Genomic DNA, 16,080 nt, shown 5'->3' with positions numbered 1-16,080 from the left:
CCGCGCATCGACGCGGGGTTTTCGTTTTAGCCGGAGGAAATGCCTGGGCTGGGCGCAGGCTGCGCCGCTGAGTCGTCGGCATCACGCTGCAGATCATCCGCAGCGACATGCTCGAGCAGCGACTCCGGCCAGCGCGCGAAACGCAGCCCGGTGATTCGGTTGAGCCGCGTGAGCGCTTCCTGCGGATCGCGCCGGTGAAGGTGGATGACCTTGTTCTTGCCCGTCATTACTGCCTGAGTCCTCAGCGATCCCTGCCCTGCTGGCAGTTCGATAGCAACTGATCCTGCAACTGCCAAAAGCGTGCCAGCCCGTTAAAAGCGCCATCAGTGACGCCCAGTCTTGCCGCAACGCCACAAGGCGGTGGGATGACGCCGCAAACTGACGTTTTTTGTCACACCGAGCAGACCAATGCCAGGCGGCCTCAATCCACTGCGCTCAACCCTTGCCCGGCAACCATTCGGCCAGGCTGGCGCCGAACTGCTGCTCACGCTCGGCCTGCAAATGTTCCAATCCCTCGCGCAACGCCGGGTACCAGGGCTCATCGAGCTTGGCAGGCAACTGTGACAGGCTCGGCAACGGCCAGGGACTGCACTCGAACAGCTGATGTACGGAAAAAGCGTGCAGATCACGGCTCAACACCCAACCGCCGCCACTGGCCTTGCACGCCAGACGCTCGCGCTCGAGAAAATCCATCACCTGAGCCCACTCGTCCTCAGGCAAGCGCCAACCAGCACGCTGCATATCGCCGTAATGCAGGGCTTCGCCCTTCTGCTGACGCTTGAGCATAAGCCGCAGCACCACCAGCAGAATCAGCCCTTTGGGGATCGGCTCGCGGCGCCAGTGCCGTGGTTGCGACAAGCCGTACACCAGCTCGGCGCCCAGCAGCACGATCAGCCAGGACAGATAGATCCACACCAGAAACAGCGGGACCGTGGCGAAGGCACCATAGATCAGGTGATAACCGGGAAACAGGCGCACGTAGAGGCCGAACAGCGCCTTGGCCACCTCGAACAGCACGGCGCTGAACAGGCCGCCGAGCAGTGCGTGGCGCAAGGGTACCCGGGTGTTGGGAACTGCCGCATAAAGCAAGGTGAACGCCGCGATACTGGATAACAATGGCGCGAACGCAAGCAGGGTCTTGGCGCCCACCACGGCATCCGGCCCGGAGATCAGTGAAAGCGAAGCGATATAGGTGCTCACCGCAAAACCGGCCCCCAGCAGCAGCGGCCCGAGGCTGAGAATCGCCCAGTACAGCAGGAAGCTGGACATACCGCGGCGCGGCTGACGCACCCGCCAGATCACGTTGAAGGTCTTCTCGATGGTGACCAGCATGAGAAAGGCGGTGACGGCCAGCAACCCGACGCCGAACCAGGTCAGTTGCCGGGCCTGGGAGGTGAACTCACGCAGGTACTCCTGCACCGTTTCACCGGTGGAGGGCACGAAGTTATGGAAGATGAAACCCTGGATCTCCTCGCCCACGCCCTGGAACGCCGGAATCGCCGACAGCATGGCGAAGGTCACGGTCATCATCGGCACCACGGCGAACAGAGTGGTATAGGTCAAGGCTGCCGCGTTACCTGCACCGCGGTTCTCCATGAAACGCTGATACAGGCACACCCAGAAACCCAGCCAGTCCTTCAATCGCCCCCGCATGACCTCTCCTTAGCCCCAAAACCGTTCAGACAGTGCACCGCGTGAAAAGGTCGCAGCAACAGCCCGTTAGCGCTATGCGTGCATCTGCCTATCAGGCGGTTAGAATAGCCGCCACCTCAAGCCGGATGCGAGTCCCCATGACCGACCTGACCCTCTATCACAACCCGCGTTGCTCGAAATCCCGCGGTGCTCTGGAGCTGCTGGAAGCACGCGGCCTGCAACCGAAGGTAGTGCGCTATCTGGAAACGCCCCCCAGCGCCGCTGAACTCAAGAGCCTGCTCGGCAAGCTGGGCATCGCTGCGCGCGACCTGCTGCGTACGGGTGAAGACGAATACAAGGCACTGGGCCTGGCCGACGCCAGCTTGAGCGAAGCGCAGCTGATCGAGGCGATGGTCAAGCATCCCAAGTTGATCGAGCGCCCGATCCTGATCGCTGGCGACAAGGCGGTCATCGGTCGCCCACCGGAGAACGTGCTGGAGCTGCTGGCATGAGTGCGCCCTACATCCTGGTGCTCTACTACAGCCGCCATGGCGCCACCGCGCAGATGGCCAGACAGATCGCCCGTGGTGTCGAAATGGCCGGCCTGGAAGCTCGCCTGCGCACCGTACCGGCAGTCTCCAGCGAATGCGAAGCCGTAGCGCCGAGCGTGCCGGAAGAAGGTGCCATGTACGCCACCCTGGACGATCTGAAGAACTGCGCGGGCCTGGCGCTGGGCAGCCCGACCCGTTTCGGCAACATGGCTGCGCCGCTGAAGTACTTCATCGACGGCACCAGCAACCTGTGGCTGACCGGCGAGCTGGTCGGCAAGCCAGCCGGTGTCTTCACCTCCACTGCTAGCCTGCATGGCGGCCAGGAAACCACCCTGCTGTCGATGATGCTACCGCTGCTGCACCACGGCATGCTGGTCTGCGGCCTGCCCTACAGCGAAGCGGCTCTGCTCGAAACCCGTGGTGGTGGTACGCCTTACGGCCCCAGCCATCATGCCGGCGGCGACGGCAAACGTGCGCTGGACGAACATGAAATCGCCCTGTGCCGTGCATTGGGTCAACGCCTGGCGCAAACAGCCAGCAAACTGGAGCGCTGAACGTGGCCCGAGCGAAGAAACCCTTGCCCAGTCTCGAATGGCTGCAGCCGCGGGTAAAACTCAGCCGAGCGCTGAGCCTGTTCAGCTTCATCGCCCTGCTGACCCTGCTGCTGGTGTGGAACCTGGCCTTCGCCGACCTGCATGGCGCGCGGATTGGCGTGGTGCTGGCGATCCAGTTGCTGCCACTTGCGCTGCTCGCCCCCGGAATACTGATGGGCAACGCCCGCGCTCATGCCTGGGTCTGCTTCGTGGTCAACCTCTACTTCATCCAGGGCGTACTCGCCGCCATCGACCCGGCGCGTGCATTGTTCGGCGCACTGGAGGCGGTGATCAGCTTCGGCCTGTTCTGCTGCGCCCTGCTCTACACCCGCTGGCGCTTCCAGTACGACCGCAAGTTGGCTGGGGAAGCCTGATGCGTCTGGTGCTGCTGCCCGGTCTGAACGGCAGCAGCCACCTCTTCGCACCACTGCTCGACGAACTCCAGGACATCGATTGCCAGGCCCTGAGCCTGCCTGATCACGGGCCGCAGGACTACGACAGCCTGGCCGACATGCTGATCCAACACCTGGGCAACAGGCCTTTCATGCTGTTGGGCGAGTCCTTTTCCGGCCCGCTGGCCTATCGCCTGGCGTTACGAAACCCCGAAGGTTTGCGCGGCGTTATCTTCGCGGCGTCATTTCTGAGCAACCCTTTCGCACCTCTGGCATTGCTCAGGCACTTGCCCATCCCCCTGGCTCTGGCGACGCGCCCCTGGATGCTCCGCACCCTGTGCCTCGGCGACGGGGCCAACGACGAAACGCTCAGGCTTGTACAAGGGGAAATCCGTCGTCTGGATCGGTCGCTGCTACGTGCTCGCCTCGCCAGCCTGGCAACACTGCACGCCCCGCAACAGCGCCTCGCCCTACCGGCCCTGCATCTGTGGCCACAGCAGGATCGACTGGTCACGCCCCATAGCGCCAAGAGCCTGGCCGAGCACTGCGACGACTTGCGTCAGGTGCGCCTGAAAGGCCCGCACTTCATCCTGCAGACGCAAGCACAAGCCTGCGCGGCAGCGATTCGCACCTTCATGGCGGAACAGGCGCCGGATGAAACGCGACAAGGGTGAGGTCACTTCGCTACCTCGCCCCTCTTGCGTCTACCAGCCCAGGGTTTCCTTGAGAAAAGGAATGGTCAGCTTGCGCTGAGCCTGCAACGAGGCCTGGTCGAGGCGCTCCAGCAACTCGAACAGCGCACTCATGCTGCGCTCGCCACGGGTGAGGATGAATCGGCCGACCTCGTCGCTCATCTGCAGGCCACGGCGCGAGGCGCGCAACTGCAGGGCACGCAGCTTGTCTTCGTCGGACAGCTCATGCAGCTGGAAGACCAGCGCCAGGGTCAGTCGCGACTTCAGGTCAGGCAGTTGAATCGGCAGCTCGCGCGGCGACATGGTGCCGGCCAGTAACAGACGTCTGCCGCTGTCACGCAAGCGGTTGAACAGATGGAACAACCCCTCTTCCCAGTCGCTGCGTCCGGCTATCGCATCGAGGTCATCGAGGCAGACCAGCTCACACAGCTCAAGGTTGTCGAGCAACTCAGGGCCATGTTGCACCACCTCGCCGAGTGGCAAATACACCACGGCTTCGCCACGCTGCTCGAAGCGCAGACAGGCGGCCTGCAGCAAGTGGCTGCGGCCGACGCCTTCGGCGCCCCACAGGTAGATCAGGCTTTCCGTCCAGCCGGCATCCGCCTCGCACAGACGCTCGACATAGCCCAAGGCCGCGGCATTGGCGCCGGGATAGTAGTTGGCGAAGGTGGCGTCATCACGCAGACGCACCCCCAGAGGCAGCTGGATTGGTTTCATGCAGGGGGCTCGTCGGAACCGCTGGTCTCTCCGTAAAGGCCGGAAAGTTTATACAAATCATGGGCATGGCGCAGCAAAACCATGATCACAGCGGCAACTGGCAGGGCCAGCAGCACGCCGGTAAAGCCAAACAGCTGGCCGCCAGCGAGGATTGCGAAGATCACCGCGACCGGATGCAGGCCAATGCGATCCCCCACCAGCATGGGCGTCAGGACCATGCCTTCGAGCAATTGTCCGATCATGAACACCACGCCGATACCGATCAGCGGATACGGCTCGAGGCCGAACTGGAACAGCGCAGCGGTCAACGCCGCACCGATACCGACGATAAAGCCCATATAAGGCACGATGCTCGCCAGGCCCGCCAACACACCGATCAACAGCCCCAGTTCCAGCCCAACCAGCATCAGCCCGCTGGCATAGATGACGCTCAACGCCAGCATCACCAACAGCTGTCCGCGCAAGAAGGCGCCGAGCACCTCGTGGCATTCGCCAGTCAGCTTGACCACCAGGCCTTCGCGCTGACGTGGCAGCAGCCGACGCACACGTTCGACCAGCACATCCCAGTCACGCATCAGGTAGAAACTCACCACCGGAATCAGCAGCAGGTTGCCCAGCCAGCCCAGCAGTGCCAGCCCGGAGGATGTCGCCTGGGCCAGCACCGCCTTGAGCACATCGGTGGTCTTACCGATGTTGTCGGTGAACACCTGTTTGAGCTGATCGACCTGCAGCAGGTCATTCTGCAAACCGAGGTGCGACTGTGACCAGGGCAAGGCCGTGCCCTGCAGCCAATCGAGCATTTCCGGCGCCAGCTGATAAAGACGTACCAGTTGCCGCCCCAGCATGGGCACCAGCACCAGCAGCAGGATGAGGAGTACCAGCGCGAACAGCGTGAACACCACGATCACTCCACCGGTGCGTGACAGCCGGTGGCGCTCCAGCCGGTCGACCAGCGGGTCGCCCATGTAGGCCAGCAGGATGCCGATCAGAAATGGGGAAAGAATCGGGTGCAGCAGGTACAGCAACCAGCCGAGCAGAAACAGCCCAGCCATCCATAGCCAACGGGTGGAATCGGTCATGCTCGCGTCCTCGATGCGAAACGGCGCCTTGAAGGCGCCGCGTAACTGGGCCTTGATTCAGCCGCTGCAGAGCTTACCAGCGAAAACGCAGCTGATCGGTGCTCGGTTTCACCTGCGGCGCCTCGGTTGCGCCGGCCTCCGGGTTGGTTGCAGGCTCGGTCGCCTCGAGCGGCTCACTGACTTCCTGCAGCTGCCCCAATGCCAGCTGCGCGCGCAGTTGCTCCGGGCTGGCACTGACCTGATAGACCAGACGCTGGCCATCGACTTCCTGCAAACGTGCGGCGAAGGGTTCGAGCAGACGCTCCAGCGCGGCGAAACGCGCCAGATCGGCGCCTTCGACCACCAGCGTCAGGCTTTGCGCGGCCCCCGGCTTGACCAGAAAACGCGGCGCCAGGCGCTCGGCCACCGCCAGCATCACGGCATCGGCCAGTGCAGCCTGGTCGGCGGCCTCCGCCTTGCCCTGCTCGCGCTCGTCCCCCAGCCACAGACGCCAGGTCGCTTGCCAGCTGCCGCCGCTTTCGGTGGCCTGCACGGCCAGCAAGGCGTCGGCCGCGTAGCGTTCGGAAGCCTCACGCAGGGCCTGCGGATCGTTGGCCAGCAGCGCATCGGCAGTGCCCAGCGCCTGCTCGCTCAGGTCCGCCAGCGGCAAACGCAGTGGCAGACCACGATGTTGAGCGGCGGCGCGCAGCAGCGCCGACGCACTCTGGCTTTCACCAACCAGTTGGCTGCCTTCGGGCGAATCGTTGAGCCACCAGGTCAGGATGGCCGGACGATTGGCGCCCCACAGCGCCAGGCCGGCCTGGCGCAGCTGGCGCTCGGTGCTGCCCGGATCGAACTCGACCAGCAGTGCATCGCCTTCGTAGCCGTACTGGCTGACGATCTGTTGCGGATCCTTGCGCAACCCTTCCAGCCCGGCGTTCTGCACCGCCTTGGCATCACCGGTCAGACGCAGCACCAGCGTCTGCAGAGCCTTCTGCATGGCGACGTCGCGACTTTCCGGCTGCTGATCGGCCACAGGCTCGCGCACCTGATACAGATCGGTAACCGGCGCGGCCAATGCCGACAGGCTCAGGAGCGACAGACAGAAGAACAGCAGGCGGACAGACAGACGCATGGGGCGGGCTCTCGCGAAGGATGGCGGCACGCTTGCCGACCTCTGAAAAACCTGGGCGAGGCAGCCAGTGCAAGGCGCCACGGCCAACGGGGTTCACAGCCTAGGACTGGCCCGATGGGGGGGGCGCCAACGCATCAAACAGGCGAGCAACGATCGGGTCGGACTCGACCTGACGGGTTGCAAACGAGGATTACGAACCTGTTTTCAACGCAGCAATGGCAACGCGGCTGGTTTTTCAAATGCCTGACGGCGTGCGCAAAGGCCTATACCTTAAACAGCCGCCTGCGCCCCGGCAACCAGAGCCCACGCCTGCGACGAAGCGCATGCACGCGAGTGGCCGCTACCGGGCAAGCCTGATAAAATCGCGCGCCTTCGCCAGCCGGTACGCGCGCCGGGCTCCTTGGATGAGCCTGCGCCACGTCGGCGCCTACACGAACTCCCCATCCAAAGGCCCGGATCTATGAGCAAGCAACCCTCCATCAGCTACAAGGACGCAGGCGTCGACATCGATGCCGGTGAAGCCCTGGTCGAACGCATCAAAGGCGTGGCCAAGCGCACTGCCCGTCCGGAAGTCATGGGTGGCCTGGGCGGCTTCGGCGCCCTGTGCGAGATCCCGGCCGGCTACAAGCAGCCCGTGCTGGTATCCGGCACCGACGGCGTCGGCACCAAGCTACGCCTGGCGCTGAACCTGAACAAGCATGACAGCATCGGCCAGGACCTGGTCGCCATGTGCGTCAACGACCTGGTGGTCTGCGGCGCCGAGCCGCTGTTCTTCCTCGACTACTACGCCACCGGCAAGCTCAACGTCGACGTCGCCGCCACCGTGGTCACCGGCATCGGCGCCGGTTGCGAACTGGCCGGCTGCTCTCTGGTCGGGGGTGAAACCGCCGAAATGCCGGGCATGTACGAAGGCGAAGACTACGACCTGGCTGGTTTCTGCGTCGGCGTGGTGGAAAAGAGCGAGATCATCGACGGCTCCAAGGTCGTCACTGGCGACGCCCTGATCGCCCTGCCGTCCTCCGGCCCGCACTCCAACGGCTACTCGCTGATCCGCAAGATCATCGAAGTTTCCGGCGCCGACATCGAGCAGGTGCAACTGAACGGCAAGGCCCTGGCCGATCTGCTGATGGCGCCGACCCGTATCTACGTCAAGCCGCTGCTCAAGCTGATCAAGGACACCGGTGCGGTCAAGGCCATGGCTCACATCACCGGCGGCGGTCTGCTGGACAACATTCCGCGCGTATTGCCGCAAGGCGCCCAGGCCGTTATCGACGTGGCCAGCTGGGATCGCCCGGCCGTGTTCGACTGGCTGCAGGAGCAAGGCAATGTCGACGAGCATGAAATGCACCGTGTGCTGAACTGCGGCGTCGGCATGGTCATCTGCGTCGCTCAGGAGCAGGTCGAAGTGGCCCTCGCCAGCCTGCGCGCCAGTGGCGAGCAACCCTGGGTCATCGGCCAGATCACCGCAGCGGCAGAAGGTGCAGCCCAGGTTCAGCTGAACAACCTGAAAGCCCACTGATGCCCTGCAATGTCGTCGTCCTGATCTCCGGATCAGGCAGCAATCTGCAAGCGCTGATCGACAGCGTCGCCCACGACGGCAATCCGGCCCGCATCGCCGCGGTTATCTGCAACCGCGCCGATGCCTATGGCCTGGAGCGAGCGCAACAGGCCGGCATCGCCACCGGCCTGCTCGACCACAAGCAGTTCGACGGTCGCGAAGCCTTCGACGCGGCCCTGATCCAGACCATCGACGCCCACCAACCCGACCTGGTGGTGCTGGCTGGCTTCATGCGCATCCTCACACCGGGTTTCGTTCAGCACTTCGCTGGCCGCCTGCTGAATATTCACCCCTCGCTGCTGCCCAGGCACAAGGGGCTGCATACCCATCAGCGAGCCTTGGAAGCAGGCGATACCGAGCACGGCTGCAGCGTGCACTTCGTGACCGAGGAACTCGATGGTGGCCCTCTGGTCGTACAAGCTGTGTTGCCGATTAAGGCAGACGACACGGCCGAAAGCCTTGCTCGCCGCGTACACCAGCAGGAACACCAGATCTATCCTCTGGCAGTACGCTGGTTTGCCGAGGGCCGCTTGCGTCTTGGCGCTCAAGGCGCAATGCTGGATGGCCAGCCGCTGCCCGCCAGCGGCCACCTGATTCGAACCTAGGAGACTCTATGCGTCGTGCCCTGCTGTTCGCCCTGACACTGTTCAGCCTGCCAGCCCTTGCCGAGGACCTGCTGCCTTTCTCCGCCAGCTATACCGCGGACTGGAAGCAGTTGCCCGTCAGCGGCAGCGCCGAGCGCAGCCTCAAACACGAGGACGACGGTCGCTGGACCCTCAACTTCGAAGCCTCGATGCTGGTCGCCGGCCTCACCGAAGAGAGCACCTTCCGCGTCGATAACGGAACCTTGATGCCGCTCACCTACCGCCTCAACCGCAGCGGCCTGGGCAAAGGCAAGAAAGTCGAACAGGACTTCGACTGGGAACAGAAACAGGTGATCGGCAGCGACCGTGGTGACGCCGTGCGCTTCCCGCTCAATCGCGGCCTGCTGGACAAGTCGACCTACCAGATCGCCCTGCAACAGGACGTTGCGGCCGGCAAGAAGAGCGTGAGCTACCAGGTGGTCGACGGTGACGAGATCGAAACCTACGACTTCCGCGTGCTGGGTGAGGAAGTGGTGCGCACCAAGGCCGGTCTGATCGATGCGATCAAGGTCGAGCGCGTGCGTGACCCCACGCAAAGCACCCGCAAGACCGTGCTGTGGTTCGCCAAGGACTGGGGCCACCTGCTGGTGCGCTTGCATCAGGTGGAAACCGACGGCAAGGAATACCAGATCATGCTCAAGGAAGGCACGGTCGACGGCAAACCGGTCGAAGGCCGCCGCGACTGATCCGCAATCGAATAAAAAACCGGGCAAATGCCCGGTTTTTTATTGCCCGCTCGGGCGCTGTCAGACAGCGCCCGCCAAGCGCCTCAATCCTGGCTGACCGCACCGATCTTGTGAATCGACAGGTCGGCGCCGTTGTATTCGTCTTCCTGGCTCAGGCGAATGCCCAACGACGCCTTGAGCAGACCGTACACCGCAAAGCCGCCGACCAGCGCAACCGCCACGCCCAGTGCAGTGCCGATCACCTGACTGGTGAGACTCACACCGCCCAGGCCACCGAACGCTTCCAGCCCGAAGATGCCGCAGGCAATGCCCCCCCAGACGCCGCACAGGCCGTGCAGCGGCCAGACACCGAGGACGTCATCGATCTTCCACTTCACCTGCGTGGCGGTGAACGCCCAGACGAACAAGGCACCGGCAATCGCCCCCGTCACCAGAGCACCTATCGGATGCATCAGGTCCGAGCCAGCGCAGACCGCGACCAGACCGGCCAACGGGCCGTTGTGCAGGAAGCCCGGGTCATTGCGCCCCACCAGCAGCGCGGCGACCGTACCGCCGACCATGGCCATCAGCGAGTTGACCGCCACCAAGCCACTGACGCCTTCGAGCGTCTGCGCGCTCATCACGTTGAAGCCGAACCAGCCGATGATCAGGATCCAGGAACCCAGCGCTAGGAACGGGATGTTCGACGGTGCCATGGCCACCAGCTTGCCATCGCGATAGCGGCCATTGCGCCGCCCCAGCAATACCACCGCGCCGAATGCCAGCCAGCCACCCATGGCATGCACCACCACGGAGCCGGCGAAATCATGGAAGCCTGCACCGTAACGCGCCTCGAGCCAGGCCTGGAGGCCATAGTTGCCATTCCAGATCATGCCTTCGAAGAAGGGATATACGAACGCCACGATCAACACCGTGGCGCACAACTGCGGGCCGAACTTGGCGCGCTCGGCAATACCGCCGGAGATGATCGCTGGAATCGCAGCCGCGAAGGTGAGCAGAAAAAAGAACTTCACCAGGCCATAGCCATGGTTCTGCGTCAGCACCGCAGCAGGCTCGAGGAAATTGATGCCGTAGGCGATCCAGTAACCGATGAAGAAGTACGCCAGGGCGGAGATAGCGAAATCCGAGAGAATTTTCGATAACGCGTTGACTTGGTTCTTCTGCCGCACGGTGCCCACTTCGAGGAAGGCAAAGCCGGCATGCATGGCCAGAACCATGATGGCACCCAGCAGGATGAACAGGGTATTGGAACCGTGGATCAGTGTGGCCACGGCACTGTTGATGTTTTCCATCGAGAAAGAAAACTCCAGAGGCAGAAGAAAAGGCACCAAACAAAGGCACAGAGCCGAAAATGCGCACCACAATGCAGCCACACAATGAAGCGCGCCCTCGAAAAGTGCCGTCCAGTGGCCCTGAAATGGCGCCACCGAAATTTGACTGATCGATGCTTATTTCTTGTTAATCAAATGGTTATGCGCGAAATCGACCATCCTGAGCCTTGCCGATAAAGCCCCATCAAGGGGCATTACCCAACCTTCGCGCACCAGCAAAATGCAATCGCTATACCAAACGCCAAACCGGTCACTTCCCGACTATGATTGCGGAACCCTTGCGCTACAGAACACTCGTAATACAGTACACACCCAACGCAGAGGACTGCTCACCATGCCACGCAAAGCCGCTACGCCAAGCACCAAGGACGCCCTGCTGGATGAATTCCAGGCTCTGGTCAGCGACACCGAGAAGCTCCTGCAGCATTCCGCCAGCCTCGCCGGCGAACAGGCCGAAGCCCTGCGCGATGACATTCGCGACAGCCTTGGCCGCGCCCGCGACACCCTGCACAAAGCCGAGTCCGGCTTGCGCGAGCAAGGCAAGATCGCCGTCGACGCCACCGAGGACTACGTACACAAACACCCGTGGCAGGCGCTCGGCCTGTCGGCCGCCATCGGCCTGGTACTGGGCCTGCTGATCAGCCGCCGTTGACAGCGCCCATGCCCAACGGACCGTCGCCACGACGCTTGGGAGCGGCCCTTCTGGGGCTGCTCCAGGGCCATGTGGCGCTGCTGGCCCACGAACTCGAAGACCAACGTAACCAGGCACTGCGAGCGCTGCTTCTCGGCGGTCTGTGCCTGGCCTTCGCCCTGCTGCTGCTGATCGGCCTATCCGCCCTGCTGCTGATCATCTATTGGGACAGCCATCGCCTGGCGGTAGCCACCGGCCTGTGCCTGTTCTACGGTTGCGGCCTGCTCGGCTGCGGCGCCTGGCTGCTGATCAGCCTGCGCAACACTGAAACGCCATTCAGCGCCAGCCTGGAAGAACTGCAACGTGACCGCGAGCAACTGCTGCCATGACCTCGACCCTGCCCCCGGGCGCTTCGCGCCGCCAGTTGCGTAAAGCCGTCCTGCGCATGCGCCTGGAAATGCACCGCCAGGAACTGCGTCATGAAATGCTGCAGATCAGCCAACCGTTGAAGCAGGTACGGGAGTACGGGCAACGCCTGCGCCAAGGCAATGCACCATTTTTGCTCACTGGCGGCGCACTGGCGCTGGCCGGCCTGCTCGGCGGTAAGCGCGGCTGGCGACGCTGGCTGCGCCTGGCATTGATCATTGCGCCGCTGCTCCGGCGCCGGCAAAACGGCGTCGACTGAAACAGTCATTGGCCTGAACCTGGACTGGCCGCGATCTTGCTAGGTTGAGCAACCCGGCCGCCATTAGGCGGCTCAACCGCTGAGCGCTAAGGACACCCCAGGTGATCGACGGACTTCCTTTTGCCGTCTTCCAACCCTTTATCGACACCGCTACCGGCCGTATCGCTGGCGTCGAGGCGCTGGCACGGCTGCGCACCGCCGATGGCCAGGCGCGCTCAGCCGGACCTCTTTTTGCCGACCCGAAGACACCGCCCGCCGCCCTGCGCCGCCTCGACCGCCAAGTGCGCGAGGATGCCTTGCGTCGCTTTCACCAGGCTCCGGCGGACTGGTTTCTGAGCCTGAACATTTCGCCGCGCTGGATCAGCCGCTTGCGCCCGGCGCAACCCCTGCCTAGCCTGATCCAGCTGCAACGCAGCGGCATCGACCCGACACGCATCGTCTTCGAAATCACCGAACTCGGCGGCGCCAGCCAGCGACTGCCTGACGTGGTATCGCGCTACCGCGATGCCGGTGCCCGCATCGCCATCGACGATTTTGGCGCCGGCTACTCACAACTAGATCGGGTGCTAGCGCTGCAACCGGACATCCTCAAACTGGACATGCGCCTGTTCCAGGAAGCCGCCCGCGGAGGCCCCAGCGGCGAAGTGGTCAAGGCACTGGCGCAGATGGCCGAAAAAACCGGCTGCTGGATCATCGCCGAAGGGGTGGAAACCGAAGCCGAGCTGAACTTCGCCCTGGAGTGCGGCGCCCGCTACGTGCAGGGGTTCCTGTTCGCCAAGCCGGAAGAAGAGCTGTTTGCCAGCGATGCCTTCGTCGGCCGTTTCGCCAGTCTGCGGGACAACTACGTGCAACAGAAACTCGCCGAGCGCGCGCGCCTGGTCAACCTGCGCCAACAACTGGCCGAGCTGATGTCCGAACTCCGGCTCTGGGCCGAAAGCGGCGCCCCGGCAGCACACCTGATGGCGCCGGACAATTACCCCTGGTTGCTGCGCATCTATCAGTGCGATCGCCACGGCACCCAGCTCACGCCGAATCTGGAGTGGCGCCATGGCGCATGGCAGACCGATGATCGCTACCTCGGCCACAACTGGTCATGGCGCCCCTACTTCTATCAACTGCTGGCCGAAGGCTGGGAAGAACGCCGCCTGACCCTCTCCACCACGTACCGCGACGCCACCACCAACCAGTACTGCCTGACGGCAGGCCAGTTCATCGACAACGGCCGTAGGCTGCTGCTGGTGGACATCGACGCCGCCGGTCTGTAAGCAAAGCGGGGTTGCAGCCGACAGCACGAACACCCAAGCTAGGCGCCTGGATCAACCTAGCGAGGATAGGCCTTGGATTGGCACACCCTGCTCAACCGCGAACGTCTCGGCAAACCTGCACCCAGCTCGGCAGAGCTAGGCCGTAGCCCCTTCCACAAGGATCATGACCGCATCATCTTCTCCGGTGCGTTCCGTCGTCTGGGACGCAAGACCCAGGTGCATCCGGTTTCGAGCAACGACCATATCCACACACGCCTGACCCACTCGCTGGAAGTCAGCTGCGTCGGCCGTTCGCTGGCCATGCGTGTCGGCGAGATGCTGCGTGACGAACTGCCCCACTGGTGCACGCCGAGCGACCTGGGAATGGTGGTGCAGTCGGCCTGTCTGGCCCACGACATCGGTAACCCGCCGTTCGGTCACTCCGGCGAAGATGCGATTCGCCACTGGTTTCAGCAGGCCGCCGGGCGCGGCTGGCTGGATGCGATGAGCGATGCCGAGCGCGCCGACTTTCTCAATTTCGAAGGCAACGCCCAGGGTTTTCGCGTGCTTACCCAACTGGAATACCACCAGTTCGACGGCGGCACGCGGCTCACCTACGCGACCCTTGGCACCTACCTCAAATACCCCTGGACCGCCCGCCACGCAGACGCTCAGGGCTACAAGAAGCACAAGTTCGGCTGCTACCAGAGCGAGCTGCCGCTGCTCGAACAGATCGCCGCCAAACTCGAACTGCCGCAACTGGAAACGCAGCGCTGGGCACGCCACCCTCTGGTCTATCTGATGGAGGCCGCGGACGACATCTGCTACGGCCTGATCGACCTGGAAGATGGCGTGGAAATGGAGCTGCTCGACTACACCGAAGTCGAGGCGCTGCTGCTCGACCTGGTGGGCGATGACCTGCCGGAGACCTATCGCCAGCTCGGCCCGAAGGACTCGCGCCGACGCAAACTGGCGATCCTGCGCGGCAAGGCCATCGAACACCTGACCAACGCCGCGGCCAGCGCCTTCGTCGAGCAACAACAGGCCCTGCTGGGCGGCGGTCTGCAGGGTGATCTGGTGGAACACATGCACGGCGCCGCCAAGCATTGCGTGCAGAGCGCAAAGTCCCTCGCGCGCGAGAAAATCTTCCACGACAAGCGCAAGACCCTGCACGAGATCGGCGCCTACACGACGCTGGAGATTCTCCTCAATGCCTTCTGCGGCGCGGCGCTGGAACAGCACAGCGGCCGTGCACTGTCGTTCAAGCACCGGCGCATTCTCGACCTGCTCAGTTACTACGCCCCGGAACCGGGCTGGCCACTGTATCGCTCATTTATGCGCGTGATCGACTTCATCGCCGGCATGACGGACAGCTACGCTACTGAAATGGCGAGGGAGATGACGGGCCGTTCGAGCCCGGTCTGACGAAAATAGCGCATGAAAAAACTGCTTCGCAACAGTTTTACCTGGCACGCCGGCCCGCCGGCCTGGGGTTCGGCCGTGGTCGCCGTGCTGGGCTGCGCCTTGCCGCTGGTGCTGGGCCTGTTCACCGCGCACAGCGGCTTTCTCTGGGCGTCTGCAGGAGCCTTTCAGGCGGCTCAGGCCACCCCCCTGCACCGCTTCGGCATGCTGCGCATGCTGCTGCTCACCGGCCTGGGCGCTTGCAGTGCCGGCCTGGGTTTCTGGGCCGGCAATTACCCGCTTGTCAGCCTGTGCACGTTCGCCGCGTTCGGCCTGCTGCTGGCCTGGCTGCAACGCTTTGGTAGCGAGGCCGGCAAGCTCGGCATCGGCCTGTGCATCTGCCTGTGCCTCGGTCAGGGACAGTTCGGTATCGGCAACCTGCACAACCCTTATGCGGTGGCCATGCTGTTCATCCTCGGCGGGCTCTGGGTGATGCTGCTGGCCTTCGGCCTGCGCGGCCTGCATGGCCTGCGCATGTGGCCGTACATGCCACGCTTCATCAGCATCCTCAAGGTACTCAAGCGTCACGCGCAGCGCCTGCCACGGCAGCAGTGGCGCCTGCACGCCCTGGCCTGCATGCTGGCTTTCGCCGCATCGGGACTGATCGTCAACCTGGCCGGCCTGTCGCGCGGCTACTGGTTGACCCTGACCGTCATCAGCACCCTGCAGCTGGAATTTCAGGGCAGCCTGGTGCGCGCCCTGCAGGCGAGCCTGGCCAGTCTCGCCGCCGCCGGCCTGCTGATCATCCTCGGCCACAGCCTGCAAAGCCCGCCAATGATGGTGATGATCCTGCTGGCGCTGGTATTTCTTAGCCGGGCACTGCAGGCCAACCACTACGGCCTGTTCGTACTGCAGACCAGCCTGTGCTTCGTGCTCCTGGCCGAAAGCCTGGCGCAGGACTGGCACCTGGCCGAAGTTCGCCTGCTCAACGTGCTGATCGGTGTCGCCCTGAGCCTGACGATCGCACTCGCAGTGCATGCCCTGCGCCTGCAACTGAACAAACCCGGCAAAGCCGAGGACAGTTCGCAGCGGCCTTTATAGCGTTTCGGCAGATTCGCTCACTCTTCACT

General features: G+C 63.6%; 19 protein-coding genes. 13 read left to right on the top strand and 6 right to left on the bottom strand.

The window, feature by feature from the left end:
- Positions 1 to 26 precede the first annotated feature (26 nt).
- Entirely contained in the window at positions 27 to 227 is a 201-nt protein-coding gene (locus tag ACN8M7_RS13125; RefSeq protein WP_490261038.1) for a hypothetical protein, read from the bottom strand.
- 208 nt (positions 228 to 435) lie between these two features.
- Positions 436 to 1,653 (bottom strand): virulence factor BrkB family protein, encoded by a 1,218-nt coding sequence (locus tag ACN8M7_RS13120; RefSeq protein WP_490261037.1) that lies wholly within the window; start codon positions 1,651 to 1,653, stop codon positions 436 to 438.
- Between the two features lie 137 nt (positions 1,654 to 1,790).
- Between ACN8M7_RS13120 and arsC the strand changes: the two genes are divergently transcribed.
- The 4 genes from arsC to ACN8M7_RS13100 are packed head-to-tail and all read left to right on the top strand — an operon-like array spanning position 1,791 to position 3,842.
- Positions 1,791 to 2,144 (top strand): arsenate reductase (glutaredoxin), encoded by a 354-nt coding sequence (arsC, locus tag ACN8M7_RS13115; protein WP_061238096.1) that lies wholly within the window; start codon positions 1,791 to 1,793, stop codon positions 2,142 to 2,144.
- Entirely contained in the window at positions 2,141 to 2,737 is a 597-nt protein-coding gene (gene wrbA, locus ACN8M7_RS13110) for an NAD(P)H:quinone oxidoreductase (protein ID WP_061238097.1), read from the top strand. Before arsC ends, wrbA begins: the two co-directional genes overlap by 4 nt.
- A 2-nt stretch (positions 2,738 to 2,739) precedes the next feature.
- Positions 2,740 to 3,150 carry a DUF2069 domain-containing protein gene (locus ACN8M7_RS13105; protein WP_061238098.1) on the top strand — a complete coding sequence of 137 codons (411 nt, stop codon included), beginning with the start codon at positions 2,740 to 2,742 and terminating at the stop codon, positions 3,148 to 3,150.
- Positions 3,150 to 3,842, top strand: coding sequence for an alpha/beta fold hydrolase (locus ACN8M7_RS13100; protein ID WP_490261036.1), 693 nt, complete (start codon positions 3,150 to 3,152; stop codon positions 3,840 to 3,842). Before ACN8M7_RS13105 ends, ACN8M7_RS13100 begins: the two co-directional genes overlap by 1 nt.
- 30 nt (positions 3,843 to 3,872) lie before the next feature.
- On the opposite strand, the gene hda is transcribed toward ACN8M7_RS13100, so the two are convergent.
- From hda to ACN8M7_RS13085, 3 genes are all read right to left on the bottom strand, one after another.
- On the bottom strand, positions 3,873 to 4,577 hold the full coding sequence (hda, locus tag ACN8M7_RS13095; RefSeq protein ID WP_061238100.1) for a DnaA regulatory inactivator Hda: 705 nt from the start codon (positions 4,575 to 4,577) through the stop codon (positions 3,873 to 3,875).
- The gene (locus tag ACN8M7_RS13090; RefSeq protein ID WP_061238101.1) at positions 4,574 to 5,656 is read right to left on the bottom strand and encodes an AI-2E family transporter; all 1,083 of its coding nucleotides are present in this window, start codon (positions 5,654 to 5,656) and stop codon (positions 4,574 to 4,576) included. The genes hda and ACN8M7_RS13090 overlap by 4 nt, the downstream gene beginning before the upstream one ends.
- A gap of 73 nt (positions 5,657 to 5,729) precedes the next feature.
- Positions 5,730 to 6,770: a DUF2066 domain-containing protein gene (locus tag ACN8M7_RS13085; protein ID WP_490261035.1), complete on the bottom strand. Its 1,041-nt coding sequence runs from the start codon at positions 6,768 to 6,770 to the stop codon at positions 5,730 to 5,732.
- Positions 6,771 to 7,230: 460 nt separating this feature from the next.
- Between ACN8M7_RS13085 and purM the strand changes: the two genes are divergently transcribed.
- Genes purM through ACN8M7_RS13070 form a run of 3 tightly spaced genes read left to right on the top strand, consistent with a single transcriptional unit; the run spans position 7,231 to position 9,658 of the window.
- The gene (gene purM / locus ACN8M7_RS13080; protein ID WP_061238103.1) at positions 7,231 to 8,289 is read left to right on the top strand and encodes a phosphoribosylformylglycinamidine cyclo-ligase; all 1,059 of its coding nucleotides are present in this window, start codon (positions 7,231 to 7,233) and stop codon (positions 8,287 to 8,289) included.
- Positions 8,289 to 8,933, top strand: coding sequence for a phosphoribosylglycinamide formyltransferase (gene purN / locus ACN8M7_RS13075; protein WP_490261034.1), 645 nt, complete (start codon positions 8,289 to 8,291; stop codon positions 8,931 to 8,933). Before purM ends, purN begins: the two co-directional genes overlap by 1 nt.
- Before the next feature lie 8 nt (positions 8,934 to 8,941).
- Positions 8,942 to 9,658 carry a DUF3108 domain-containing protein gene (locus ACN8M7_RS13070; RefSeq protein WP_490261033.1) on the top strand — a complete coding sequence of 239 codons (717 nt, stop codon included), beginning with the start codon at positions 8,942 to 8,944 and terminating at the stop codon, positions 9,656 to 9,658.
- An 83-nt stretch (positions 9,659 to 9,741) separates the two neighbouring features.
- Here ACN8M7_RS13070 and ACN8M7_RS13065 read toward each other — a convergent pair whose 3' ends face one another.
- The gene (locus ACN8M7_RS13065; protein WP_061238106.1) at positions 9,742 to 10,950 is read right to left on the bottom strand and encodes an ammonium transporter; all 1,209 of its coding nucleotides are present in this window, start codon (positions 10,948 to 10,950) and stop codon (positions 9,742 to 9,744) included.
- Between the two features lie 373 nt (positions 10,951 to 11,323).
- Here ACN8M7_RS13065 and ACN8M7_RS13060 point away from each other — a divergent pair, with 373 nt between their 5' ends.
- The 6 genes from ACN8M7_RS13060 (at position 11,324) to ACN8M7_RS13035 (ending at position 16,051) form a co-directional block, all read left to right on the top strand.
- Entirely contained in the window at positions 11,324 to 11,641 is a 318-nt protein-coding gene (locus ACN8M7_RS13060; protein WP_490261032.1) for an ElaB/YgaM/YqjD family protein, read from the top strand.
- Between the two features lie 8 nt (positions 11,642 to 11,649).
- Positions 11,650 to 12,009: a phage holin family protein gene (locus ACN8M7_RS13055; protein ID WP_490261031.1), complete on the top strand. Its 360-nt coding sequence runs from the start codon at positions 11,650 to 11,652 to the stop codon at positions 12,007 to 12,009.
- Complete coding sequence (locus ACN8M7_RS13050) at positions 12,006 to 12,305, top strand: hypothetical protein (protein WP_061238109.1); 300 nt, start codon at positions 12,006 to 12,008, stop codon at positions 12,303 to 12,305. Before ACN8M7_RS13055 ends, ACN8M7_RS13050 begins: the two co-directional genes overlap by 4 nt.
- A 101-nt stretch (positions 12,306 to 12,406) precedes the next feature.
- Positions 12,407 to 13,570, top strand: a complete 1,164-nt coding sequence (locus ACN8M7_RS13045) for an EAL domain-containing protein (RefSeq protein ID WP_490261030.1) — start codon at positions 12,407 to 12,409, stop codon at positions 13,568 to 13,570.
- Between the two features lie 72 nt (positions 13,571 to 13,642).
- Entirely contained in the window at positions 13,643 to 14,974 is a 1,332-nt protein-coding gene (locus ACN8M7_RS13040; RefSeq protein WP_061238111.1) for a deoxyguanosinetriphosphate triphosphohydrolase, read from the top strand.
- Between the two features lie 12 nt (positions 14,975 to 14,986).
- Positions 14,987 to 16,051, top strand: coding sequence for an FUSC family protein (locus ACN8M7_RS13035; RefSeq protein ID WP_490261029.1), 1,065 nt, complete (start codon positions 14,987 to 14,989; stop codon positions 16,049 to 16,051).
- Positions 16,052 to 16,080: the final 29 nt, after the last annotated feature.

It is taken from the genome of Pseudomonas spartinae (assembly GCF_965197125.1).
Lineage (GTDB): Bacteria > Pseudomonadota > Gammaproteobacteria > Pseudomonadales > Pseudomonadaceae > Aquipseudomonas > Aquipseudomonas composti_A.
This window is presented reverse-complemented; position numbering and strand designations above follow the sequence as displayed.